Genomic DNA, 23472 nt, shown 5'->3' on the forward strand with positions numbered 1-23472 from the left:
GAGGAGCCGCCGGATGTTCACCTTCACCAGCAGCGACGGGCTCGAGATCCACGTCCACGAGTGGCAGCCCGTGGGCCCGCCGCGCGGCGTCGTCCAGCTCGCCCACGGGACGGGCGAGCACGCCTGCCGCTACTCCCACCTCGCCGCGTCCCTCACCGCCCAGGGGTACGCCGTCTACGCCGCCGACCACCGCGGCCACGGCCGCAGCATCGCCGCAGCCCCGGGCCACCTCGGCGAGGACGGCTGGAACCGGCTCGTCCAGGACATGGTGGCGCTCTCCGACCTCACCCGCCACCGCCACCCCGGTCTGCCGCTGGTGCTGGTCGGCCACAGCCTCGGCTCCCTCGCCTCCCAGCAGTACATCCTCGACCACTCGGAGCGACTGGCCGGCGTCGCACTCTCCGGCACCACCGCCCTCGACCGGCTGCTCACCGACCTCGCCGCGGCCGGCGGCGACGCCGGGGCCGCGTTCAACGCCCCCTTCGAACCCGCCCGCACCGACCACGACTGGCGCAGCCGGGACGAGGCCCAGGTCGACGCCTACCTGGCCGACCCGCTCTGCGGCTTCGCCCTGGACGCCCGCGGCTGGGAGGACCTCGCCGCGGCCGCGCACCGGCTGGCCCGGCCGGAGACCGTCCGCCCGGACCTGCCGGTCTACGTGGCGGTGGGCGACCGCGACCCGATGAACGCCGAGCTCGCGCTCTCCGACGTGGTGGTGGAGCGCTACCGCCGGGCGGGCCTCACCGACGTCACCTACCGCACCTACCGCGGCGCCCGGCACGAGATCCTGCACGAGACCAACCGGGTCGAGGTCGCGGCCGAGCTCGTCGCCTGGATCCTCTGCGTCACCGGCTGAGGCCCGGGGACGGCGCCCCCGGCCGGGGCGACCTATGCACCTAGTTGCACAATCGGGCCCCGGCGGTCTACAAAGGGCCTGGGCCCGTCCGGCGACCGGCGCCGCATCGGCGCGCGGCGGTGATCGCCGGACAGGCCCTGCCACCCGACCGTGCGAGGAGCCCCGGATGACCGCGTACCCCCACCTGCTGAGCCCGCTCGACCTGGGCTTCACCACGCTGCCCAACCGGGTGGTCATGGGCTCGATGCACGTCGGGCTGGAGGAGGCGCCCGACGGCTTCGAGCGGATGGCCGCCTTCTACGCGGAGCGCGCCCGCGGCGGCGTCGGCCTGATCGTCACCGGCGGCATCGCCCCCAACGAGGCCGGCCGCCCGTGGGAGGGCGGCGCCATGCTGGCCACCGAGGAGGAGGCCGCGCGGCACCGGGTGGTCACCGACGCGGTGCACGCCGCCGGCGGCCGGATCGCCATGCAGATCCTGCACTTCGGCCGGTACGCCTACCACCAGGACCTGGTCGCCCCGAGCCCGCTCAAGGCGCCGATCAGCCCGTTCACCCCCAACGAGCTCACCGACGAGCAGATTGAGCGGACCATCGAGGACTTCGCCCGCTGCGCCGAGCTCGCCCGCGCGGCCGGCTACGACGGTGTCGAGATCATGGGCTCCGAGGGCTACCTGATCAACGAGTTCATCGCCGCACCCACCAACCATCGCACCGACCGCTGGGGCGGCTCCTACGAGAACCGGATGCGCTTCCCGGTCGAGATCGTCCGCCGCGTCCGCGAGCGGGTCGGCGAGGACTTCATCCTGGTCTACCGGCTCTCCATGCTCGACCTCGTCCCCGGCGGCTCGACCCTCGCCGAGGTGGTGCAGCTCGCCAAGGCCGTCGAGGCCGCCGGCGCCACCATCATCAACACCGGCATCGGCTGGCACGAGGCCCGCATCCCCACCATCGCCACCTCGGTGCCCCGCGGCGCCTTCACCTGGGTGACCCGCAAGGTGATGGGCTCGGTCGGCATCCCGCTGGTCACCAGCAACCGGATCAACACCCCCGAGCTGGCCGAGCGGATCCTCGCCGACGGCCACGCCGACCTGGTCTCGATGGCCCGGCCGCTGCTCGCCGACCCCGACTTCGTCGCCAAGGCCGCCGCCGGCACCCCCGAGGCCGTCAACACCTGCATCGGCTGCAACCAGGCCTGCCTGGACCACACCTTCAGCCTCAAGATCACCTCCTGCCTGGTCAACCCGCGGGCCTGCCACGAGACCGAGCTCGTCCTCTCCCCCACCAAGCTCCGCAAGCGGATCGGCGTGGTCGGCGCCGGACCGGCCGGCCTCGCCTTCGCCGTCTCCGCGGCCGAACGCGGCCACGCCGTCACCCTCTACGACGCGGCCGACACCATCGGCGGCCAGCTGAACGTCGCCCGCAAGGTGCCCGGCAAGCAGGAGTTCGACGAGACCGTCCGCTACTACCGCCACCAGCTGGACGCCCGCGGCGTCGAGCTGCGCCTGGGCACCACCGCGACCGCCGACGCGCTGGCCGCCGAGGGCTACGACGAGATCGTCCTCGCCACCGGCGTCACCCCGCGCGTCCCGGACATCGAGGGCGTCGACCACCCGAGCGTCGTCGGCTACCTGGACGTGCTCCGCGACGGGGCGCCGGTCGGCGAGCGGGTCGCGATCCTCGGCGCCGGCGGCATCGGCTTCGACGTCGCCGAGTTCCTCACCGACCCGGGCGAGCAGGCCGCCCACAACGCCGACGTCTTCTTCGCCCAGTGGGGCGTGGACACCGAGCACACCACCGCGGGCGGCCTCGCCGAGCCGGTGCGCAGCGCCTCCCCGCGCCGCGTCCACCTGCTGCAGCGCAAGACCGGCAAGGTCGGCGCGGGCCTCGGCAAGACCACCGGCTGGATCCACCGCACCGAGCTCAAGCACCGCGGCGTCACCACCGTCGCCGGCGCCACCTACAAGCTGATCGACGACCGGGGCCTGCACTTCGAGGTCGACGGCGAGCCGCAGCTGCTGCCGGTCGACACCGTGGTGCTCTGCACCGGCCAGGAGCCGCGCCGCGACCTGCACGAGGAGCTGCGGGCGCTCGGCATCGAGGCCCACCTGATCGGTGGCGCCGACGTGGCCGCGGAGCTCGACGCCAAGCGCGCCATCGACCAGGGCACCAGGCTCGCCGCGGCGCTCTGACAACGGCGGTCAGACGACAGCGGTCCGACGACGGCGGTCCGACGCCGGGGCCGGTGGGCGGGGTCAGGAGGCGGGGTCAGGGGGCGGGGTCAGGGGGCGAGCGGGCTGAACTGGTGCAGTTCGCCGTGCCCGTCCTCGACCACGCCGTAGGAGGACTCGGGCACCTCGTGCCAGGCGCCCTCCAGGTCGCCGAGCGGCTCGGAGACCACGATCCGTGTCCCGTCCGCGACCTCGCTCAGCGCCTCGATCTCCGGGTGGAGGATGCGCAGGGTGCGGACGTCCGTGCTGAAGAACAGCGAGCGGGAGTGACGTTCGGTGGAGTAGCGGAAGGCCCACAGCCGGCGGCCGTCGGAGACCGCCACCGTCATCTGCAGCGGGTCGAGGACGCCGTGGCGCTGCCCGACCGCCTCGATCGTGCCGATCATGCGTTCGACGGCGCGCGGGGTGTCGTCCTGCAGGCCGAAGGTCAGCGCCACGTAGAACATCAGCTCCGAGTCGGTGGACCCCTCGATGAACGGGTAGAGGGACGGGTCCACCGAGAGCGCCAGGTCGCGCTTGAGCTCGGGGAAGCCGTGGATCGCGCCGTTGTGCATCCACAGCCAGCGGCCGTACCGGAAGGGATGGCAGTTGCTCTGCTGGACGGCCGTGCCGGTGGAGGCCCGGATGTGCGCGAGGAAGAGCGGCGAGCGGACGCAGCGGGAGAGTTCGAGCAGGTTGCGGTCGCTCCAGGCCGGGCCGGTGGCGTGGAAGATCGCAGGCTCGGCCGGTCCGGCGCCGCCGTCGAGGTCCGGGTACCAGCCGACGCCGCAGCCGTCGCCGTTGGTGGTCTCCACGCCCATCCGGGCGTGGCGGCTCTGGTCGATCAGGGAGTGCTGCGGCTTGTAGAGCAGTTCCGCCAACGCGATCGGAGACCCCGAGTAGGCCAGCCACCTGCACATGTCCTCACCGTCCTTCGCGGGCGCACCGGGCGGCCGGGCGGGCCGGCCGCGGCCGCGTCACCCGCCTTCCACGGTAGGCGGGGCCGGGCGGGCGGGCCCGCCGGGCGGCGGCCCGGACCGCACGGTCAGGACCTCGTCGGTGCCGGTCACCGCCAGCAGCCGCCGCACCTGGTCCGGCACGTTCTCCAGTTGCAGGGTGCTGCCCCGGTCGCGGGCCTGCCGGTCCGCGTCCAGCAGCACGTTGAGTCCGCTGGAGTCGCAGAACGCGACCGCCGCGAGGTCGACCCGGACGGCGGGCGGCGAGCTCCGCGACGCCCAGGGCTGCCGCAGCGCGTCGGCGAGCCGCGGCGCGGTCTCCCGGTCGATCGTCCCCGCGACGCGCAGCAGCGGGCCGCCGGCCTGGGCCAGCACCACGACCGTGAGGTGGGACGGTGTCCGGGTCATCTCGGGACGCTCCCTTCACCCCCGTCCTTCCACCGTAGGCCGCACGGCGAACCGGGTCGGCCCCGGCTTCCCGTCCTGGCGGGAGTCGACTCCAAGGCCGTCATGGGGAGCAGTCGGTCTCAGGGGCCGTCGATCAGCCGTTGCATGCCCGGGGCGCAGAGGTCGGCGAGCCGCTCCGGGTCGGCCTGCTCGCCGGCGCCGCCGTCCCGGTGGATGCTCAGCGTGGCACCCAGGCCGAGCAGTTGTCCGAGGACCAGTTCGGCGCGCAACTCCGCGTCGGCACCGGGCAGCCGTCCTGCGAGGCGGCGGGTCGCCTGCGCCCGGAACCGGTCCCTGATGACCGTCCGCTCGTCCGCCATGCCGAGCGAGAAGACCACCCGCAGCAGTGGGTCGGTGCGTCGCTCCCGGCGGACGCGCACCAGGGTGAGGACCATGTGCCGGCCCAGCCGGTTGAGCGGGGCGTCGAGCAGTTCGTCGAGGTCCGCGGAGAAGTCCGCGGTCTGCGCGAAGAGCTCCTCCTTGCTGCCGAACAGTTTGACGATCAGCGAGGCGCTGACCTCGGCCTCGGCGGCGATACCGCGCAGGGTGACCTGTGCGTACGGCTGCAGGGCGAACGCCCTGCGGGCGGCGCGCAGGACCGCCTGTCGGCTGCCGGTGGCGGCGGGGTCGGTCATGCCCGGCCCTCCCCGACCGCCGCGGAGGCCCGGCCCTCGGTGGAGGCCGGACCGCCGGCCGCGCCGGTGGCCGCCGGGCGCTGCCGCCCGGGCAGGGCGAGGGTCACCAGCAGGGCGAGCACGGCGGCCGCGGCGGCGACCAGGAAGACGACCAGGTAGGCGTGGAGCGTCGGGGCGGTGCGTCCGCCGACCTGGAAGGTCAGGTCGGCGAGGACGGCGGCGACCACGGCGCTGCAGACGGCCTGGCCGAGCGAGCGCATCAGGGTGTTGAGGCCGTTCGCCGCTCCCGTCTCGGAGGCCGGCACCGCCCGGATCACCAGGGCGGGCAGTGCGCTGTACGCGATGGCGGTGCCGGCGGAGACGACCGTCGCGCCGGCAATGATCATCCACAGCTGGTGGCTGGTGAAGAACCGGACGACGTAGCCGACCGCCATCACGCCCGCCGCGACCGCCAGGGTCACCTTGGGCCCGAACGCGGCCGACATCCGCGCCGAGACCGGCGAGAGCGCCACCATGGAGAGGCCGCCGGGCAGCAGGCACAGGCCGCTGACCACGATGGACGCCCCCAGCCCGTACCCGGTGCTCTTGGGCTCCTGCACCATCTGCGCGGTGACCAGCGAGTTCGCGTAGAACGCGAAGCCGATCAGCAGGGCGGCGACGTTGGCGAGCAGTACCGCGGGACGGGCCGAGACCCGTACGTCCACCATCGGGCTCGAGTGGCGCAGTTCGTGGCGCAGCCAGAGCGGGGCCAGCACGACGGCCGCGGCGACCAGGCCGAGGGTCCGGCCGGAGGTCCAGCCCCACTGGGCGCCCTGGGTGACGGCCAGCAGCAGGGCCACCAGGACGGCGGAGAGGCCGAGCGCACCTGGCACGTCGAAGCGTCCGGCGGTGCGCACGGGGGACTCGGGGACCTTCCACAGCACCAGCGCCATGTCCAGCAGGCCCAGGCCGGCCGACACCCAGAACATGGTGTGCCAGTCGGCGTGTTCGACGACCAGCGCGGCGGCCGGCAGGCCGACGGCGGCGCCGATGCCGAGGGTGGAACTCATCAGCGCCACGGACGGGAGCACCCGGGCGGGCGGCAGTTCGTCGCGCATGATGCTGATGCCCAGCGGCACCACGGCCAGCGCGGCCCCCTGCAGGGCGCGGCCCGCGATGAGCACGCCGATGTGGGAGCTCACCGCGCACAGCGCCGAGCCGAGCACGAGCACGCCCAGCGAGGCGAGCAGGACGCGGCGCTTGCCGTACATGTCGCCGATCCGGCCGAGGAGCGGTGTGCAGACCGCCCCGGTGAGCAGGGTGACGGTGACCAGCCAGCTGGCGGCGGTTGGGGTGCTGCCGGTCAGCTGCGGTACGTGCGGCAGCAGCGGCACCACCAGCGTCTGCATGACGGCCACCACCACGCCGCAGAAGGCGAGGATGCCGACGAGGTACGGGGGTGCCGCGGGCTGGGCGCCGGGGGGCTCGGTGTCGGTCATCGTGCTCCGTGATCGGAAGGTGGGCTGGGGTGTACGCGTGTTCACCTCCGAGGGTAAACGCCTGTGCACCCCGGCCTGCGGGCGGGGTGCGGGTGGGGGCCCGGGGGTCGGCGGGTCTGCGGTCCGGGCCGGGCGCGGGCGGCCGGACGGGTGGGGGTGTGCGCCGAGCGGGGGTCGCGGCGGGGACGGGCGGGGGAGTCCGCCGCCGTGTCGTCCGCGGATCCGGGTCCGGGCCGTGTCTCGGTGGGAGGGCGGTGCCCGCCGGTGCCGCCGTCCTGTCCGCGAGCGCCGGAGCGTCCTGAGCCTTTCGCCGAGTCACTGCGCCGCCGCGCACTGCACCTGCTGCTGGCCGTGCTCGGCACGGGTGGCGTCCGGGCCTGCACCGAGGGGATCGGCCCCGCCGGCGCCGCGCCCGCAGCGGGGCATCGGCCGGGACCGGATCACGGCCTGCGAGAGCGGCGGCCGCCGGCACCTCGCCGGCGGCAACGGCTACTTCGGCGGCCTGCAGTCCGACCCGGGCGGCGTGGCGGGCCAACGGCGGGACGGCGTTCGCGCCGCGTGCCGATCTCGCCGGCCGCGAGCAGCGGATCGCGGTCGCCGAGCGGCTGACGGCCCGGCGCGGGCTGGAGCCGTGACCGGCCTGCGGCTCCCGCGGGGCGGCGCCTGCGACGGCCGCGGCCCGGGAGGCCGCCGCCCCTGTACCGGCCGTCGAACCGGAGGCCGTCGAACCGGAGGCCGTCGACGCCGGGCCGGAGCTGCAGGGGACCGTCCAGGAGGCGAGGACCTGGCCGGCATCGCCGAGACCCGCGGGGTCGCGGGCGGCTGGCCGGCACTGCACGAGCTGAGCCTCGACCTCCTCGGCGACGACCCCGATCTCATCGTCCCCGGCCAGATCCTCCGTCTCTCCGACCGGGCCTCGTCCGGCGACTGACGGCAACGCCGGTCAGCCGCTCCTCGGCCACCCCTATCGGTTCCACGACTGCCAGAGCGCGGCGTAGGGCCCGTCGTTGGCCACCAGGTCGTCGTGCGGACCCACCTCGGTGAGGCGGCCGTCCTCCATCACGGCGACCCGGTCGGCGTCGTGGGCCGTGTGCAGGCGGTGGGCGATCGCGACGACGGTGCGGCCCTTCAGGACGGCGGCCAGGGCGCGTTCGGTGTGGCGGGCGGCCGTCGGGTCGAGCAGCGCGGTGGCCTCGTCCAGGATCACCGTGTGCGGGTCGGCCAGGACCACCCGGGCCAGGGCGAGTTGCTGTGCCCGGGCGCCGTCCAGCCGGTGACCGCCGGCGCCCAGTTCGGTGTCCAGGCCGTTCGGCAGCTCGTGCGACCAGCCGACGGCGGCCAGGGCGGCGAGCAGTTCGGTGTCACCGGCGTCCGGCGCGGCGATCTGCAGGTTGTCGCGCAGGGTGCCGAGGAAGACGTGGTGCTCCTGGGTGACCAGGACGACCTGGCGCCGCAGCCGGTCCGGGTCGAGGCCGGCGATCGGGACGCCGCCCACGGCCACCGTGCCGGAGCGGGGCTCGTCCATGCCGGCCAGCAGCCGGCCGAGCGTGGTCTTGCCCGAGCCGGACGGGCCGACCACGGCCAGCCGCTCGCCCGGGCGGATCGTCAGGCCGACCCCGTGCAGCACGTCGTCCCGTCCGTCGTAGGCGTAGCGGACGTCGGTCACCTCGATCCGGTCGTCGACCGGCGCGGCCGAGCGGGCCGGCGGGGTCTGCGGGGCGTCGGCCAGCCCTTCGACCCGGGCGAAGGCGGCGCCACTGCTCTGCAACTGGTCGATCCAGACCACGATGGTGTCGAGCGGCGGCTCGAGCTGGCGGACGAAGAGCGCGGCGGCGACCGCCGAACCGAGGCTGACCAGGCCGTGCGCGTGCAGCAGGCCGCCGGTCAGCAGGACCACCACCACCGGGACGGTGTAGGAGGCGCTGACGACCGGGAAGAAGACGTTGCGCAGGAACAGGGTCCGCTCGCGGGTGCGGCGGCACTCCTCGACGGCGGCCTCGCCGACCGCGATCCGGCGCTCCTGCAGACCGAGCGCCTCGACCGTCCGGGCGCCCGAGGCGGTGGCGGCAAGGACTTCGGCCAGCGCGGAGTTGGCGGCGCCCTCGTCGAGATAGCCGGAGCGGGCCCGGCGCAGGTACCAGCGGGCGCCGGACCAGATCCCGACCATCCCGACCGTCGCGCAGGCGCCGAGCAGCGGCTGGACGGCGACGATCGCGCCGACGACGAACACGATCTGCACCAGGGAGACGAACACGTCCGGGGCGGCGTCCCGCAGCGCGGTGCCGACGGCGGCGACGTCGGTGGTGCCGCGCGTGGTCAGGTCGCCGCTCCCCGCCCGCTCGACGGCCGCCGGGGGCAGGGCGAGGGCGCGGTCGGCGAACTGCTCGCGGACCCGCGCCGACGTGCGTTCCCCGAACCGGTGGGCGACGTAGCGGGCCTGCCGGGACAGCAGCAGCTGGGCGAGCGCGCCGGTCACGATGGCGAGCGCCAGCAGGTCGACGGTGCGGGTGCCGGCACCGGCCGAGACCTCGTCGATGATCCGGCCGAGCAGCCACGGGCCGGCCAGCCCGGCGAGGGCGGCCAGCGCGTTGAGGGCGAGCAGGGCGGTGAATCCGCGGACGTCCCGGCGGATCAGCGCCAGGGCGGCCCGGCGGACCGCGGCGGGGCCGGCGACGGGGAGGAGGGCACTCATCGGACGGTCTCCTCGGCGCTGTGGGGGGCCGGTACGGCGGTGTCCTCGGCGTCGGCGCGGCGCGGAGCCGGCAGGGCGGTGTCCTCGGCCTCGGCGCGGGAGACCAGGGCGCGGTACCCGGGGTGGTCGCGGAGCAGGTCGTGATGGCGGCCGGTGGCGGCGACCCGTCCGTCGACCAGGTACTGCACCGTGTCGGCGCGGTCCAGCAGGAGCGGCGAGACGCCGGTGACCAGGGTGGTCCGTCCGGCGCGGGCGAGGCGCAGGCCGGTGGCCATCGCGGCCTCGGTGTGCGCGTCGACGGCGGAGGTCGGTTCGACGGCGAGCAGCACCTCGGGGTCGGCGGCCAGCGCCCGGGCGAGGCGCAGACGCTGCCGCTGGCCGCCGGACAGGTTGCGGCCGTCGGCCTCGATCGGGGAGTCCAGGCCGTCCGGCAGTCCGCGCAGGACGTCGAGGGCGGCGGCGGCCTCCAGGGCGGCGAGCAGTGCCCGGTCGTCGGGCCGGTGACGGCCGGAGAGGACCTCGCGCAGCGGGCCGGCGAAGAGGGCGGCCTCGTTGTCCGCGACCAGGATCCGGTCCCGGACGGCGGACAGGGCGAGGGAGTCGAGCCGTTCGGTGCCCCACTCGGCGGCGCTCGCGGCGAACCGGCCGAGCCGGTCGACCACGGCGGCGGCGTCCTGCGGCCGGGCGCAGGCCAGGACGGTCAGCCGGCCGGGGAGCAGTTCGACACCGGAGTCCGGGTCGCGCAGCACGGTGGGTGTGCCGGGTGCGTCGGCGCCGCCCGGGCGGGTGCCGGGATCCAGCGCCAGGAAGCGGACCACCCGGGCGGAGGCGACGAGGCCACGGCTGATGTCCTGTCCGCTCTCGACCAGGAACTGGACGGGGAAGACCAGCACCGCCACGTACCCGTAGACCGCGACCAGCTGACCCACCGTGATGTCGCCGGTGGCGGCGAGGCGGGCGGCCGGCCAGGTCACCGCGGCGAGGAAGAGCGTGGGCAGGCCGACGCCGAAGGACTGCAGCCAGCTGGTGACGGCACCGACCCGGTAGCCGTCGGCACGCAGCTCCTGCGAGTCGCGCCGGTAGCGCTCGGCGTAGGTCTCCTTGCCGCCCAGGCCGTTCAGCACCCGCAGTCCGCCCACCATGTCCTCGAACCGGGCGGCCAGCCGGCCCTGCCGTTCGCGGTAGCGGGTCTCCGCGCCGCGCAGCCGGCCGAGCAGCGGCCCGACCAGCACCGCCATCAGCGGGACACCGAGCAGCACGACGACGGCGAGCAGCGGGGAGACGGCCAGCAGCAGGACGGCAACGGTGCCGATCGCGATCAACGAGCCGACGCCGGGGCCGACGAAGGTCAGGGTCCGGGCGATCTGGCCGACGTCGCCGATGCCGATGGTGACCACCTCGCCGGAGGTGACCAGCCGGGGCAGCGCCGCGCCGAGCCGGACGGACTGCCGGACCACCACCCGGACGGTGCGGAAGGTGGCGTCCATCCGCAGCCTGGTCATGGTCCGGTGGCGCAGCATGCTGATCCCGGCGTTCAGCAGGCCGGCCACCAGGACGGCGGCCGTCCAGCCGACCAGCGTGCGCGGGCGCCCGGCCCGGAGCCCGTCGTCGACGGCGCGGGAGAGCAGGTACGGCTGCAGGGTCAGCATGAGCATCCACGCGATGCTCAGCACCGCTCCTGCGGCCACCCGCCACTTCTGCCGGGCGGTCAGCCAGCACAGGTAGTGGGCGGCGCTGCGGATGTCCGGCGTCCCCGGAGCGTCGTTCGGATCGTGCACCGTCGTACCCTACGTGCCGCCTCCCGGCGCAGAACCCGGCGGGAGGCGGCACGCGCACCGGCGGACCCGGCCCCGAGCACTCGTCAGGCCGAGGCCCGGTACCCCGCCATCCGCTCGAGCAGGCCGTACGGGGCGTCGGCGGCGAAGCAGAGGTCGAGGTTGGCGGCGGACTCCGCGGCGGACGCCTCGCTCCGCGGGAAGAGGTCGCGTTCGTATGCGGCGAGGGCGGCCTCCGGGTCGCCGGGGTGGGCGACGATCGCGGCGGCGAGCTCCGCACCGTCCAGCATGGCGAGGTTGGCGCCCTCGCCCGCGAACGGGGACATCAGGTGGGCGGCGTCGCCGAGCAGGGTGACCCCGGGGGTGCGCGGCCAGCGGTGGCCGATCGGCAGGGCGTGGATCGGCCGCGGCACGAGAGTGCCCGCGGCGTGGGCGATCAGCGCGCGCAGCCGGTCGTCCCAGCCGTCGAAGTGCCGGAGGACCTCGGCCCGGGCGGCGCCGGTGTCGGTGAAGTCGATGCCGGCGGCCCAGTCCTCGGGTACCCGCAGGGCGGCGTAGCCGTGCAGGGTGCCGTCGTTCTCGAGGTGGGTGAGCAGGCCCCGGTCGTCGCCGAGCGCGAACATCATGCCGCGTCCGGTGAGGCCGAGCGTCGCGGCGTGGGCGGGGGCGGTCCCGGGCAGGTCCGTCTCGACGAAGGAGACGCCGGTGTAGGCGGGGACGGCGGCGGAGACCAGCGGCCGGATCCGCGACCACGCGCCGTCCGCGCCGACCAGCAGGTCGGTGGTGAGGACGCTGCCGTCGGCGAGCCGCACCTCGTGCCGCCCGTCGCCGAGCGGCTGCGCGCCGGTCACCTTGGCGCCCCAGCGGACGGTGCCGGCGGGCAGCGAGTCGAGCAGGATGCGGCGCAGGTCGTTGCGGTTGACCTCGGGCCGGTCGCCCTCGTCCCCCTCGTCGTCGGCCATCAGCACGGTGCCGTGCCGGTCGACGATGCGCGTCGCCTGGCCGCCGGGGTGCACGATCGCGAGGAAGTCCTCGTACAGACCGGCGGCGCGCAGGGCGGCCTGGGCCGAGTCCTCGTGCAGGTCGAGCATGCCGCCCTGGTGGCGGGCGGTCGGCGAGGCGTCCAGGTCGAGGACGAGGGCGTCGATGCCGTGGACGTGCAGGACCCGGGCGAGGGTGAGGCCGCCGAGGCCGGCTCCGACGACGGTGATCGGGTGATGGGAGGCGGTGGTCATGGCGGAACTCCTGTCGTGCGGCGGACGGACGGGTGCGCGGCGGTTCAGCGCGGGGTGTGCAGCACGCCGTTGAGCAGCACGCGGAAGCCCCAGGCGAGGCGTTGCTCGCCGGAGCCGGAGAGCAGCTCGGTGCCGAGGGCGGCGAGGTGCGGACGGGTGTCGGCGGTGGCGCCGCGCAGGGCGGCGGCGAGCGCGTCCCACTCCTCGGCGCGGGTGCCCTCCCCGGTCGCGGCGCCGGCACGGGGGGCGTGTTCGGCGGCCGTGGCGGTGGCGAACTGCAGCAGCAGGTCGAGGGCCCACGACGCCCGGTCGCCGGGGACACCGCCCTCGGCGAGCAGCGCGAGCACCGCCTCCACCAGGTCGAGGTAGCGCTCGCCGGAGGGGCGGGCGACCAGCGCCGACTGGGCGAGGCCGGGGTGGGCGAAGAGCAGGTCGGTGTACGAGGTGAGGACCGCGACCAGGCGATCCTGCCAGTCGCCGGGCGTGGTGACGGGCGTGAGGTCGACGGAGCCGAGCAGGTCGTCGAGGACGGCGGCGTGCAGCTCCGCGGTGTTGCGGACGTACACGTACAGCGAGGCGGGGCCGGTGTCGAGCTCCTGCGCCAGGCGGCGCATGGTGACCCGCTGGAGGCCCTCGGATCGCATCAGCCCGACGGCCGTGGCCACGATCCCGGACCGGCTCAGCGCGGGTTTGGCGGGGCGTTCGCGACGGCTGCGCGGGGCATCGGGGTGTGCGGTCATGCCTCCACCGTAACGAACATGTTCGTCACGAACAAGCTCGTAACGAACATGTTCGGCCCGGCCTGATGCCGGACGCCGCGTTCCACCGCCCCGGCGCCGCCCCCGGGACTACGATCGGGGCCATGGTCGCTCGCACGCCCGCCCGGGCGGACTCGCCGCTGTCGCTCTGGTCCAAGGACTCCGTGCTGTCCATCGCCTCCACCGGCTCGGCGCTCTCGATCGGGTCCGTCGGCTCGGTGCTCTCCGTCGGCTCGGTCGGCAGCGCGCTGTCGATCGGCTCGATCGGCTCGGCGCTCTCGCTGATCTCGGCCGGATCCTGGCTCAGCACCGGCTCGCTCCTGTCCGCCCAGTCCTGCTGGTCGGTGCTCTCCTGGCGGTCCTCCCGCGGGCTGATGGCCGCCGGCACCGCCGCGGCGGTGGCCGGTACCGCCCTGCTCGCCGTCCGGCGCACCGCGCGCCGCTGACCCGCCCGCCGTGACCGGGCCGGGGGCGACGCCGTGGCCGCAGGGACGCCGGACCGGCAGGCCCGGTACGGGCTGGACCTGACGGAGCACCGGGCCGAGGCGCACGGGCTCACCGCGCTGGGCCTGCAACCCGTGCGGATCTCCGGGTACCTGCACGACGGCACACCCCGGTACACCAGCCTCTGGGCGGCCACGACCGGCGGCACCCGGCGGATCCGGTGCGGCCTCACCGCGGCCGCATTCGGGGCCGCCCTCCGCGAGCTGGCCCGCAGCGGGTTCCGGCCGGTCGACGTGTCGGCCTGCGGCACGCCCGGCGGCCCGCTGTTCAGCGCCGTCTGGGAGCAGGAGGACGGGCCGGAGTGGACCGCCCGGCACGGTCTGCGCACCGCCGAGTACCGGTTGCTGGCCGACCGGCTCACCCGCGCCGGCCACCGGCTGCGCTGCCTCGCACCGTACGAGGACGCGGACGGCGAACGCTTCGTCTGCGTCTGGGACCGCACGGCCGGGCCGGACTGGACGGTGCGCCACGGGCTGTCGCCCGAGGCCCTCCGGCACGCGGACGCCGCGCTCGCCGCCGACGGCTTCCGGCTGGTCCGCTCGCTCGGCCACCCCCTCGGCCGGCATGCCCGGTGCACCGGCATCTGGGAGCGTTCGCCGGGCCGGCCGTACACCGCCGAGCACGGCGTCCCCCTGCCCGAACACCTCCGGCACGCCGCCCGGCACGCGGCCGCCGGGCGCCGCCTGGTCGACCTCGGCGGCTTCGCCGTCGGCGGCACCGAGCTGTGCACCGCCGTCTGGGAGTCCGGCCCGCCGGACGGCCCCGAGGACCCGGTGACGGCGCTGGTCGAGCCCTTCCGGCGGACCTGGTCCGTGCCCGGGCTCTCGCTGGCGGTGGCGGACCGCGGCGAGGTGCTGACCGCCCGCGCCTTCGGCCACGCCAACCCGGCCACCCGCGAGAGCGCCACCCCAGGCCACCGCTTCCGCCTCGCCAGCGTCAGCAAGCCGATCACGTCCGCCGCCGTCCACCTGCTCGCCGACCACGCCCGACTCACCCTCACGGAGCGGGTGTTCGGCGACGGCGCGCTGCTCGGCACCCGCTACGGCCGGCGGCCGTACGGCGCCCGGCTGCGGGCGCTGCGCGTGCAGCACCTGCTGGAACACACCTCCGGCGGCTGGACGAACGACGCGGACGACCCGATGTTCGGCCGTCTCTCGCTCGGTCTGGACGCGCTGGTGTCGCGAACGCTCGACCACCACCCGCTGCGCGCCTTCCCCGGCACCGTCCACGGCTACTCCAACTTCGGCTACTGCCTGCTCGGCCGGATCGTCGAACGCGTCTCGGGCCTGACGTACGGGGAGTTCGTCCGGCGCCACCTGCTCGTGCCGGCCGGCGCCGGGCAGGCCGTACTGGCCGGGGCGACCGCCGCCGACCGGCAGGACCCGGAGGCGGTCTACCTCGGCACCGGCCCGCACGCGCCCTACCGGATCCGGGTCGACCGGATGGACGCCGCCGGCGGCTGGGCCGCGGCCCCCGCCGACGTGCTGCGCCTGCTCGCCGCCCTGGACGGCACCGCGGCACGGCCCGCCCTCCTGCGACCGGAGACCTTCGCGGCGATGACCACCGCCTCGGCACGGCGGCCCGCCACCGCGACCTCGGGCGGCTACGCCCGCGGGTGGGCGGTCAACACCGCCGGCACGATCTGGCACACCGGCGCGATGGCGGGCACGCAGTCGGTGCTGGTCCGCCGCGCCGACGGACGGGCCTGGTGCGCCGTCTGCAACACCGGGCGGCCGGACGACACGCTGGGCGAAGGTCTCGACGAGCTGATGTGGGAGGTGCAGGCGGTCGTCGGCGGCTGACGGCACGGGTCCGCGCCCGCCGCTCTCCTGGCGGCCTGTCAGCAGAGTGTCAAAGGTCGGCGGGTGTCCCTGCCAGGGTGGTCGATTGCCCCGGTCGGGCCGTGGCCCGAGACTCTAGGGACGTCGGCGGGCCCCCCGGGGGCCGAGGCCGACCGTCCGGGGGGCCACCGGGCCGGCGACACCGCGTCGACGGCCGGCTGGGGCGTGCGCCCAGGCGACCCGGGCACGTGACTCCGCCGGCCGACCCCACCGAGGTGACGATGACCGCCCTGTCCCTGAGCAAGCCCAGACGGGTGCGCCTGCTCCCCCTGGTCGCTCTGATCTTCTTCAGCGTCTCGGGCGGCGCATACGGCATCGAGGAACTGTTCTCCACCTCGGGGCCGGGCATCGCCGTCCTGCTGATCGTGGTGACCCCGCTGATCTACAGCGTGCCGCACGCCCTGGTCTGCGCCGAACTCGGCACCGCCATACCGGTCGAGGGCGGCTACTACCACTGGGTCAAGCGCGGCCTCGGCAGGTTCTGGGGCTTCCAGCAGGGCCTGCTGCAGTGGATCTGCAGCTTTGTCGACATGGCACTGTACCCGGTGCTCTTCACCAGCTACCTGCAGAGCGTCGCGGGCTTCGTCGCCCCGGGCAGGCACGTCCTGTTCCGGCTCGGCCACCTGCAGTTCGACCTGAACTGGTTCATCTGCGTCGCCGTGATCGCCGTCTTCACCCTGCTCAACCTGCTGGGCGCCGGCTGGGTCGGCGAGTCCTCGGTGGCGTTCGCCGCCATCTGTCTGACGCCCATGCTGATCCTCACCGCCGTCGGCGCGGCCCGCCTGATCGGCGAGGGTACCAACCCGGTCTCCACCGCCACCGCCACGACCGACCAGTCCGCCTGGACGGCCTTCGGCGCCGGCCTGTTCATCGTGATGTGGAACTACTCCGGCTGGGACAGCGTGTCCAACGTCGCCGGGGAGATGGAGAATCCGCGCAAGCACCTGCCCAAGGCGCTGGCGGTCTCGGTCGTCCTCATCATGGTCGGCTACCTGCTGCCGTCGATCGCCGCCCTGGCCACCGGCGCCGACGGGGACGCCGGCTGGAAGGGCTGGGAGGCCGGGTCGTTCTCCGAGGTCGCCCGCGAACTCGCCGGACCCTGGCTGCAGTTGGCCGTGACCATCGGCGGGATGTTCGCAGCGGTCGCGATGTTCTCCGCCCTGCTGGCCTCCAACTCCCGGCTGCCGCTGGTCCTCGCCCAGGACGGCTACTTCCCGCAGTGGATGGCCAAGGAGAACCGGCGCTACCGCGCCCCCGTCGCCTCCATCGTCGGCTCCGCCGCCGTGTACGCGCTGTTCTGCCTCAGCAGCTTCGCCAACCTGGTGATCTTCGACGTCTTCCTCACCAACATCGGCATCCTGCTGGAGGTCGCCGCCCTGATCGCCCTACGCATCCGCGAGCCCGAACTCGAGCGCCCGTACCGCATCCCCGGCGGGGCGTTCGGCATCACCGGCATCGTGGTCTGCCTGATCGGCATCTCGGTGTGGGCCGCCTGGCAGCAGTACGTGGAGAGCGGCACCCAGGCGGTGACGTACGGCCTGGTCGTCGTCGCCGGCTCGGTCCTGCTCTACCTGCCGCTCTCGCGGCTGCGGGACCGCCGGCTCCGGCTCGCCGGGGCGGACGTCCCGCCCGAGGCCGCGGGCGTGTCGACACCCGCCTGACCTCCGCCGTGCCCGGCTGCCCGCCGCCGCAGAACGGCGGCGGCGGGTACCCTGCCCGGACGACGCATCGTCACACGGGGGACGCCACCGATGACCACGCCACCGCCGCCGTCCGGGGCGGAGCCGAACGACGGACCGTCCGTCCGGATCGGCGCGCTCGTTCCGCTGACCCGGCCCGGCTGGGTCGAGGCCGGCCGGCACCTGCTCGCCGGACTCGAACTGGCCGTTCGCGACGTCAACCGGGCCGGCGGGATCGCCGGAAGACCACTGGAACTGGCCGTCCGGGACACCGCGGCCGACCCGCAGCGCGCCGCGGCGGCCGTGGACGAACTGGCCCACCTGGGCGTGGCCGCCCTGGCGGGCGAGTACCACAGCGTCGCCGCCCGCGCCGCCGCGGCCAGGGCCGACGCCCTCGGCCTGCCGTTCCTCTGCTCGTCGGCCGTCCTCGACGCGCTCACCGACCAGCCGACGGACCGGGTCGCGCGCCTCCCCCCGGCGCAGTCCCACGGCTGGCGGATCTACGCCGACTTCCTCCTCGGAACGGGTCACCGTCGCATCGCCGTGGCAGCCGAGCCGAGCGTCTACTGGGCCGCCGGGACGGGCATCCTGCGGGACCACCTCGCCGCGCGCGGCGGCACCCTCGTCGAACTGGACGCACGTACGCTCACCCCCGCGGCACTGTGCGGGGAACTCGTCGAGCGGGGCGCCACGGCCCTCCTCCTCCTCGTCGGCAGCCCGGAACCGGCCGTGCCGATCGTCCGGTCCGTCCGCCGCGACCCGCGCCTCGCCGAGCTGCTGGTCGGCGCTCCGGCCGGACAGCCGGAGTTCACCGAATGGGCCTCGCTGCTGGGCGACGAGGGCGCCGCGATCCCGTTCCTGCGCTACCTGCCCGAGCACCTCGGCCCGCTCGGCACCCGCGTCCGCACGGCCCTCCGCGAGCACCTGGGCGAGGCGCCGTCCTTCGTCGGCTACGAGGGCTACGACACGATCACCGTCCTCGCCGAGGCGCTGCGCGCCCACGGCACGGACCGGTCGCGCATCGCCGGGTCCTGGCCGCACCTCGCGGTCGAGGGCACCCGCGGGACGATCCGGTTCTCCCGCGTGCCGGGCATCGGCGTGCTGCAGTGGGCCCGGCCACCGGTCCAGGTCGCCGACCGGGACCCTGCGGAGCCCGATCGCTTCCGGGTCCTTCACACCGGCTGAGCACCCGGAGCCCCGGGCGGGACGGTGGTGCCGGCCGCCGTGCGGTGATCGAAGACCACGCGCGCCGTCGGCGGGGTCACACCTGGCACGGTGTCAGTTCGCGCGCTCCGCGCCGCCGGCTGCCCGACCGATCTCGAAGGACGCACCGGGAGCGGTGTACTGGACGGGACCGTCGAACCGTGTCGACGCACGGGTCGCCGCCTGCTCCGGTGTCAGGAACGGCCCGACATGGGTGACGATCAACCGGCCGGCGCCGGCCGCACGGGCGGTCTCCGCGGCGCCCTCGGGGGTGTGGTGCACTCGGTCGCCCTCGGCGGGCGCCTGCACGCTGTCGGCCTCGCACGGCAGCGCGTCACACCCGCCGGCCAGCTCCGACAGGCCGGCGCCCGGGGCGGTGTCCCCGGAGTGGACCAGCGACCGGCCGGAGGCCTCGGTGCGCAGCGCGAAGGCGGGAACACCGTGCTCCACCGCCCCGCTCGTCAGCCGGAGCGGGCCCACGTCCACCCGGTGACCGTCGGCCGACTCGGTGATCGCGAAGGCGGACTCGATCGGACTGCGGACGGAGGTGCTGCCGAGGAAGCCCGCCGGCCGGTCGGCGATGCCGGGCGGACCGTAGAGCGGGATCGGCGCGCCCGGCCGGACGTCCGCGTCCAGGGCGCCGTAAGAGGCGGTGAGCAGATCCGCGCGGTGATCGGCGTGCAGGTGCGAGATCCCAGATCGCATCCAGCTCGTCCAGCCGGACGTGGCGCTGCAACGGCCCGACGGTCCCCGGTGCAGTTGCGGCACTAGGGTGCGTGCATGGCCAGAACCACTCCACCGCGTCCGCTCGATGTCGAGGCGCTCTTCCCCGAGTTGGCGCACCACCGCGGGACGACCACCCGGCTCCATCCGCGCCCGGGCCGGCCGGGGGTGGCGGACAGTTCGGTGGGCGGGCCGCTGCTGTGGCCGGCGGACGAGCCGTGGCCGGTGTGCACCGAGCCGCACGCCCGTGCCCGGGGCCGGCGGCCGGCGGACATCCACCGGTACCGGCACATCGTGTCTGCCGCGTGGCTCCGCGAGACCGACCCTGGTCCCACCGACCAGGAGCGGCAGGAACTGGCGGAACTCGACCGGAGTCATCGCCTCACGGACGCCGAGGCGGCCCGCCCGCTGCCGCTGATCGGCTTCGCACAGCTCTACCGGCGAGATCTTCCCGACCTACTGCCCGGGCCGGACGACTGCGATCTGCTGCAGGCCTTCTGGTGCCCGTTCGACGCACACGGCCCGACCGGCCACGGCATGCTCCTCGACCTGCGCTGGCGCCGCTCGTGGGAGGTGACCGAGGTGCTGGCCTCGCCGCCGCAGCCGCAGGTGGTCGGATACGGCGGGTACGTGCCCGAGCCGTGTGTGCTGCATCCGGAGCAGGTGGCCACCTATCCGTTCGCCGGTCTCCTCCCGGAGGAGCTGTGTGCACGGATCGATGCGTGGGAGGACGAGTCCGAGGAGTCCGAGGACGACGAAGGCCCTGCCTCGGTCCGGTACCAGGACGACCTGTCGATCCCGCCGGGCTGGCGGGTCGGCGGCTTCGCCTCCTGGCACACCACCGATCCGGCCCCGATGGACTGCTCGGCCTGCGCGGCGCCGATGCGGCTGCTGCTGACCGTCGACAGCTCGGAGTGGGACGGCGGCAGCGGCAGTTGGAAGCCGCTGGAGGAACGGGGCCTGGCGCCCCATCCGCACGCCACTCCGACGAAGGTGACCGTGGGCCGCTCGGGCGAACTCAACGTCTTCGCCTGCCCGGAGGACCCGGGGCACCCGCACCGCTGGAGCGTTCAGTAGGTCGCGGCGGCAGCGTCCGGGCGTGGCCCTCGCCCTTCGCCCACGGCCGGATCCGGGGCGGGCGGCGGCCGGTACGATGCACGCCGGACGACTGGGGGGGGAGCCGCGGTGTACTGGGTCGGGCTGGCGTTGTGCGTGCTGTTCGGCGGCGAGTTGGGGGCGGTGGCCGCGGGGATCGCGGACACCAGCGTGCCGCTGATCGTGATCAGCGCCAACCTGGCGCCGTGGACGGCGATGCTCGGTTTCGCGCTGCTGCTCGCGGGCCGCCGGCGGCGGGAGGAGCTCGCGGCCGGGCCGGTGCGGAGGGAGGCCGCGATGGCCCGGATCGAGTCGTCCCGGGCGGTCGGCGAGGGCCCGGAGATCCCGCTGCAGCTGGACCTGACCGTGGCGCCGACGGGCCGTTCCGCGTACCGCGCGCACGCGACGGCGGTGGTGAACCTGATGGACCTGGACGACTACCGGGCGGGCCGGACGGTCGTGGTCGACCACGACCCGCAGCGGCCGTGGGACGTGCGGGTGCGCCGGCAGCCTGGCGCGGAGTTCGCGGGCAGGATCGCCCTCGCCAAGATCGACACGGCGCCGGTGGAGACCCGCCGCAGCGCACCGTCCCGCCCCGGCGGCCGGGGCGGCGTCGGGCTCGGGCTGCTGGCGGCCCTCGCCGGGGCACTGCTCTCGCTGGTGCCGTTCCACGGCTTCTACGGGTAGGGCGGGTCGGACTGCGGTCGCTCGTCCGCGGCGCAGGCGGACGACGACCGGGCGCAGGCAGACCCCAGGGGCCGCGGCGTCGATCAGCAGGGCCGCCCGCCACTGGCCGAGCGCACCACCCACCGTGAAGCACAGGTGCAGCAGTGCCGCCGCGGCGCCGGGCAGCGCCGGGCTCCACGTGGGTGGACGGGATCTCCCACGGATCGGCGGGCTGCTCCTCGCTGTCGGGGCGCCTTCACGCCCGTGTGGGGGTCAGGGGCGGAGGTCGAAGATGCCGTAGGAGAAGCCCTCGGCGCGGATGCGGGTGCCGTCGACGGTGACCCGGTCGACCTCCAGGGGGCGGGCGCCGGCCTTGGCGGTACCGGGGGCGAGGTCGGCTTCGGCGGGGTCGCGTCGCGGGTTGACCACCACCAGGTGGGTGCCGCCGCGGAGGTAGACGAACGGGTAGCCGCTGTGGAGGACTTCGACTCCCGCGCCGGTGCCCAGGGCGGGGTGGGCGCGGCGCAGGGCGACCAGGCGCCGGACGCGGTGGAGGAGGGAGTCCGGGTCGGCGAGGGCGGCGGCGACCGTGGGGCGGTCCTCGGCCGGGTCGACCGGGAGGTAGAGGCGGTCGGCGGGGGCGGTGGAGAACCCGGCGTTGGGGCCGTCGTCCCACTGCATCGGGGTGCGGGAGCCCTGGCGGACCTGGCCGTCGTCGAGTTGGGCGCCCTCCTTGTCGGGGGTGCCGGGCACGTACCGCATGCCGATCTCGTCGCCGTAGTAGATGGTCGGCAGGGTGGGCCAGGTGAGTTGGAAGGCGAAGGCGGGGGCGGTCATGTCGCGGGTGCGGGTGCCGCAGGCGAGCCGGGAGAAGTCGTGGTTGGCGGTGGGCAGGGCGACGTGGCCGCTGCCGGCGACGGCGGCGGACGCGGCCTGCCAGGCGGCGAGGAAGGGCTCCATGCTGCCGCCGCCCTCGGGGGCGAAGAAGCAGGGGGCGGTGCCCCAGTCGGCGCGGTGGCTGCCCTGGGCGTTGCCCCAGAGCGAGCGGAGCGCGTCGCCGACGAAGTGCAGGAAGAAGTCGGCGTGGAAGCCGGCCGGAACGGAGACCGCGGGGTCGCCCCATTCGGCGATGAGGGCGCAGTCGGGGTAGGTGGCGTCGATCCACTCGCGCATCTCGGTCCAGAGCTTGCCGGTCTCGGCGAGTCCGGGGTCGTCCTTGACCAGGGAGAAGGCCATGTCGACGCGGAAGCCGGCGATGCCGCGGTCGAACCAGTACGCCATGATCTCGCGCAGTGCCGCCCGGTTGGCCTGCGGGCCGGGGGCGTCCACGCCCTGCCGCCAGGGCTCGTCGGGGTGGGGGCGGGCGTAGCCGAAGTTGAGGGCGGGCTGTACGGGATAGAAGTTGGCCAGGTAGTAGCCGTCGCGGGCGCCGGGGGCGGGGATCCAGTGCGAGACGGGCGTGCCGATGCGGTCGGACCAGATGTACCGGTCGTCGTCGGGGTCGGCGGCGGAGGCCGTGAACCAGGGGTGCCGGTGGGAGGTGTGACCGGCCACCAGGTCGAGCATGATGCGGATGCCGCGGCGGCGCGCCTCGGCGACCAGGCGGACGAGGTCCTCGTTGGTGCCGTAGCGCGGGGCGACGGCGAGGTAGTCGGCGACGTCGTAGCCGGCGTCGCCGAACGGCGAGGTGAAGCAGGGGCTGAACCAGACCACGTCGACACCCAGCCGTGCCAGGTGGTCGAGGCGGCTCAGCACGCCGGGGAAGTCGCCGATGCCGTCGCCGTCGGAGTCGGCGAAGGTCTGCGGGTAGATCTGGTAGATCACGGCGTCGGCGAGCCAGTCCGGGGTGCGGCGGCCGGGTGTCCCGGCGGCGGGCCGGTGCGGCGGTGTCGGCTGGGTCATCGGAGGCGGTTCTCCTTCGGCGACGGCGAACGGGGGCCTGGACGGCATGCTGCCAGGCCCCTACCCCGCGGGCCCGCTCGGAACGCCGCCGGGCCGGGGTGGTGCGGTCCGCGCGGAGACGGCTCAGCTGAGGGTGGTGCGGTCGGCGCGGGCGTGGACGGTGAGGCCGTCGCCGTCCACCGAGACCCCGCTCGCGGCCAGACCGATCGGCAGCTCCGGCAGGGTGCGGTCGCGTTCCTGGAACACCGCGGCGAAGCGGGTGTCGGCCGGGTCGAGCGGGCGGCCCGCCAGGGTCGCGGTCACCGGCCGGACGTTCACGGCGTGCCCGGTGAGCCGGACCTCGGCGGTGACGTCCAGCGGGAGGCCGAGGACGCTGCGGGCCAGGTGCAGCCGGCCGTGGTCGGCAGTCACCGCGGAGTCCGGGCCGAGTGCGGCCGCCAGCGCGTCGAACGGGACGGTGAACCGCGCCTCGGCCCCGGCCGCCGTGTAGTGACCGGACCGTTCGGACACGTCCCGCAGGTCGACCCGGGCAGCCACCGGCAGCCCGCCCGCGGCGTGGGCAGCGGCCCGGACGGAGACGGCCGGGAAGGTGCCACGGGCCGCCTCCAGCAGGAACGGGAAGCCCTCGACGGTCACCTCCGGCGTGCCCACCACGGACGGCTGCCGGTCGGCGACCCGGTGCGCGAGCCGGTCCTCGGCAGCGCCGGCGGCCACCCGGTCGGTGCCGAGGGCCGCGGCGGCGAGTCCCGCCAGGGCGGCGACGGCCACCCAGCGCGGACGGATCCGCCCTCGCACGGCCGCCCTCGGCGGGCGCACCGCCG

Annotated in this window: 19 protein-coding genes and 1 pseudogene; 9 read left to right on the plus strand and 11 right to left on the minus strand. The window is 75.2% G+C overall.

The features are described 5' to 3' along the window. Positions 1-13 precede the first annotated feature (13 nt). Complete coding sequence (locus KSNIM_RS03150; RefSeq protein ID WP_263101666.1) at positions 14-856, plus strand: alpha/beta fold hydrolase; 843 nt, start codon at positions 14-16, stop codon at positions 854-856. Positions 857-1022: 166 nt separating this feature from the next. Further along, entirely contained in the window at positions 1023-3044 is a 2022-nt protein-coding gene (locus KSNIM_RS03155) for an FAD-dependent oxidoreductase (protein WP_263101667.1), read from the plus strand. A gap of 89 nt (positions 3045-3133) precedes the next feature. Here KSNIM_RS03155 and KSNIM_RS03160 read toward each other — a convergent pair whose 3' ends face one another. From KSNIM_RS03160 to KSNIM_RS03175, 4 genes are all read right to left on the minus strand, one after another. Beyond that, a complete protein-coding gene (locus KSNIM_RS03160; RefSeq protein ID WP_263101668.1) occupies positions 3134-3982 on the minus strand; it encodes a class II glutamine amidotransferase in 849 nt (282 codons plus the stop codon). A 57-nt stretch (positions 3983-4039) separates the two neighbouring features. Next, on the minus strand, positions 4040-4426 hold the full coding sequence (locus KSNIM_RS03165) for an STAS domain-containing protein (RefSeq protein ID WP_263101669.1): 387 nt from the start codon (positions 4424-4426) through the stop codon (positions 4040-4042). Positions 4427-4545: 119 nt separating this feature from the next. Continuing rightward, positions 4546-5100 carry a TetR/AcrR family transcriptional regulator gene (locus KSNIM_RS03170; RefSeq protein ID WP_263101670.1) on the minus strand — a complete coding sequence of 185 codons (555 nt, stop codon included), beginning with the start codon at positions 5098-5100 and terminating at the stop codon, positions 4546-4548. Next, entirely contained in the window at positions 5097-6578 is a 1482-nt protein-coding gene (locus KSNIM_RS03175) for an MFS transporter (RefSeq protein WP_263101671.1), read from the minus strand. The genes KSNIM_RS03170 and KSNIM_RS03175 overlap by 4 nt, the downstream gene beginning before the upstream one ends. 377 nt (positions 6579-6955) lie before the next feature. Between KSNIM_RS03175 and KSNIM_RS39350 the strand changes: the two genes are divergently transcribed. Next, on the plus strand, positions 6956-7213 hold the full coding sequence (locus KSNIM_RS39350) for a transglycosylase family protein (RefSeq protein ID WP_411543839.1): 258 nt from the start codon (positions 6956-6958) through the stop codon (positions 7211-7213). A gap of 329 nt (positions 7214-7542) precedes the next feature. Here KSNIM_RS39350 and KSNIM_RS03185 read toward each other — a convergent pair whose 3' ends face one another. The 4 genes from KSNIM_RS03185 to KSNIM_RS03200 form a co-directional block, all read right to left on the minus strand. Further along, positions 7543-9270: an ABC transporter ATP-binding protein gene (locus KSNIM_RS03185; RefSeq protein WP_263101673.1), complete on the minus strand. Its 1728-nt coding sequence runs from the start codon at positions 9268-9270 to the stop codon at positions 7543-7545. Next, the gene (locus KSNIM_RS03190) at positions 9267-11048 is read right to left on the minus strand and encodes an ABC transporter transmembrane domain-containing protein (RefSeq protein WP_263101674.1); all 1782 of its coding nucleotides are present in this window, start codon (positions 11046-11048) and stop codon (positions 9267-9269) included. The genes KSNIM_RS03185 and KSNIM_RS03190 overlap by 4 nt, the downstream gene beginning before the upstream one ends. A gap of 83 nt (positions 11049-11131) precedes the next feature. Continuing rightward, a complete protein-coding gene (locus tag KSNIM_RS03195) occupies positions 11132-12280 on the minus strand; it encodes an FAD-dependent oxidoreductase (protein WP_263101675.1) in 1149 nt (382 codons plus the stop codon). A gap of 44 nt (positions 12281-12324) precedes the next feature. After that, a complete protein-coding gene (locus KSNIM_RS03200; RefSeq protein ID WP_263101676.1) occupies positions 12325-13020 on the minus strand; it encodes a TetR/AcrR family transcriptional regulator in 696 nt (231 codons plus the stop codon). A gap of 122 nt (positions 13021-13142) precedes the next feature. Here KSNIM_RS03200 and KSNIM_RS03205 point away from each other — a divergent pair, with 122 nt between their 5' ends. The 4 genes from KSNIM_RS03205 to KSNIM_RS03220 all read left to right on the plus strand — a co-directional run bounded on the left by KSNIM_RS03205 (position 13143) and on the right by KSNIM_RS03220 (position 18247). Next, complete coding sequence (locus KSNIM_RS03205; RefSeq protein WP_263101677.1) at positions 13143-13484, plus strand: hypothetical protein; 342 nt, start codon at positions 13143-13145, stop codon at positions 13482-13484. Between the two features lie 33 nt (positions 13485-13517). After that, complete coding sequence (locus KSNIM_RS03210) at positions 13518-15344, plus strand: serine hydrolase (RefSeq protein ID WP_263101678.1); 1827 nt, start codon at positions 13518-13520, stop codon at positions 15342-15344. A 260-nt stretch (positions 15345-15604) separates the two neighbouring features. Next, a complete protein-coding gene (locus KSNIM_RS03215; RefSeq protein ID WP_263101679.1) occupies positions 15605-17044 on the plus strand; it encodes an APC family permease in 1440 nt (479 codons plus the stop codon). A gap of 90 nt (positions 17045-17134) precedes the next feature. Beyond that, positions 17135-18247 (plus strand): ABC transporter substrate-binding protein, encoded by a 1113-nt coding sequence (locus KSNIM_RS03220; protein WP_263101680.1) that lies wholly within the window; start codon positions 17135-17137, stop codon positions 18245-18247. 93 nt (positions 18248-18340) lie between these two features. Here the strand turns inward: KSNIM_RS03220 and KSNIM_RS03225 are convergent. Then, positions 18341-19064, minus strand: a pseudogene (locus KSNIM_RS03225) (MBL fold metallo-hydrolase). On the opposite strand from KSNIM_RS03225, the gene KSNIM_RS03230 reads away from it, so the two are divergent. Both KSNIM_RS03230 and KSNIM_RS03235 read left to right on the plus strand, forming a co-directional pair. Next, positions 19046-20065 carry a hypothetical protein gene (locus KSNIM_RS03230; RefSeq protein WP_263101681.1) on the plus strand — a complete coding sequence of 340 codons (1020 nt, stop codon included), beginning with the start codon at positions 19046-19048 and terminating at the stop codon, positions 20063-20065. The pseudogene KSNIM_RS03225 and the gene KSNIM_RS03230 overlap by 19 nt on opposite strands. A 108-nt stretch (positions 20066-20173) precedes the next feature. Continuing rightward, positions 20174-20770, plus strand: a complete 597-nt coding sequence (locus KSNIM_RS03235) for a hypothetical protein (RefSeq protein WP_263101682.1) — start codon at positions 20174-20176, stop codon at positions 20768-20770. 252 nt (positions 20771-21022) lie between these two features. On the opposite strand, the gene KSNIM_RS03240 is transcribed toward KSNIM_RS03235, so the two are convergent. Continuing rightward, a complete protein-coding gene (locus tag KSNIM_RS03240) occupies positions 21023-22651 on the minus strand; it encodes an alpha-amylase family glycosyl hydrolase (protein ID WP_263101683.1) in 1629 nt (542 codons plus the stop codon). A 123-nt stretch (positions 22652-22774) separates the two neighbouring features. Further along, positions 22775-23472 (minus strand): DUF2993 domain-containing protein (locus tag KSNIM_RS03245; protein WP_317633986.1); only part of this gene is annotated, 698 nt, incomplete at its 5' end.

The sequence above is a fragment of the Kitasatospora sp. DSM 101779 genome, from assembly GCF_025655475.1.
Taxonomy (GTDB): domain Bacteria; phylum Actinomycetota; class Actinomycetes; order Streptomycetales; family Streptomycetaceae; genus Kitasatospora.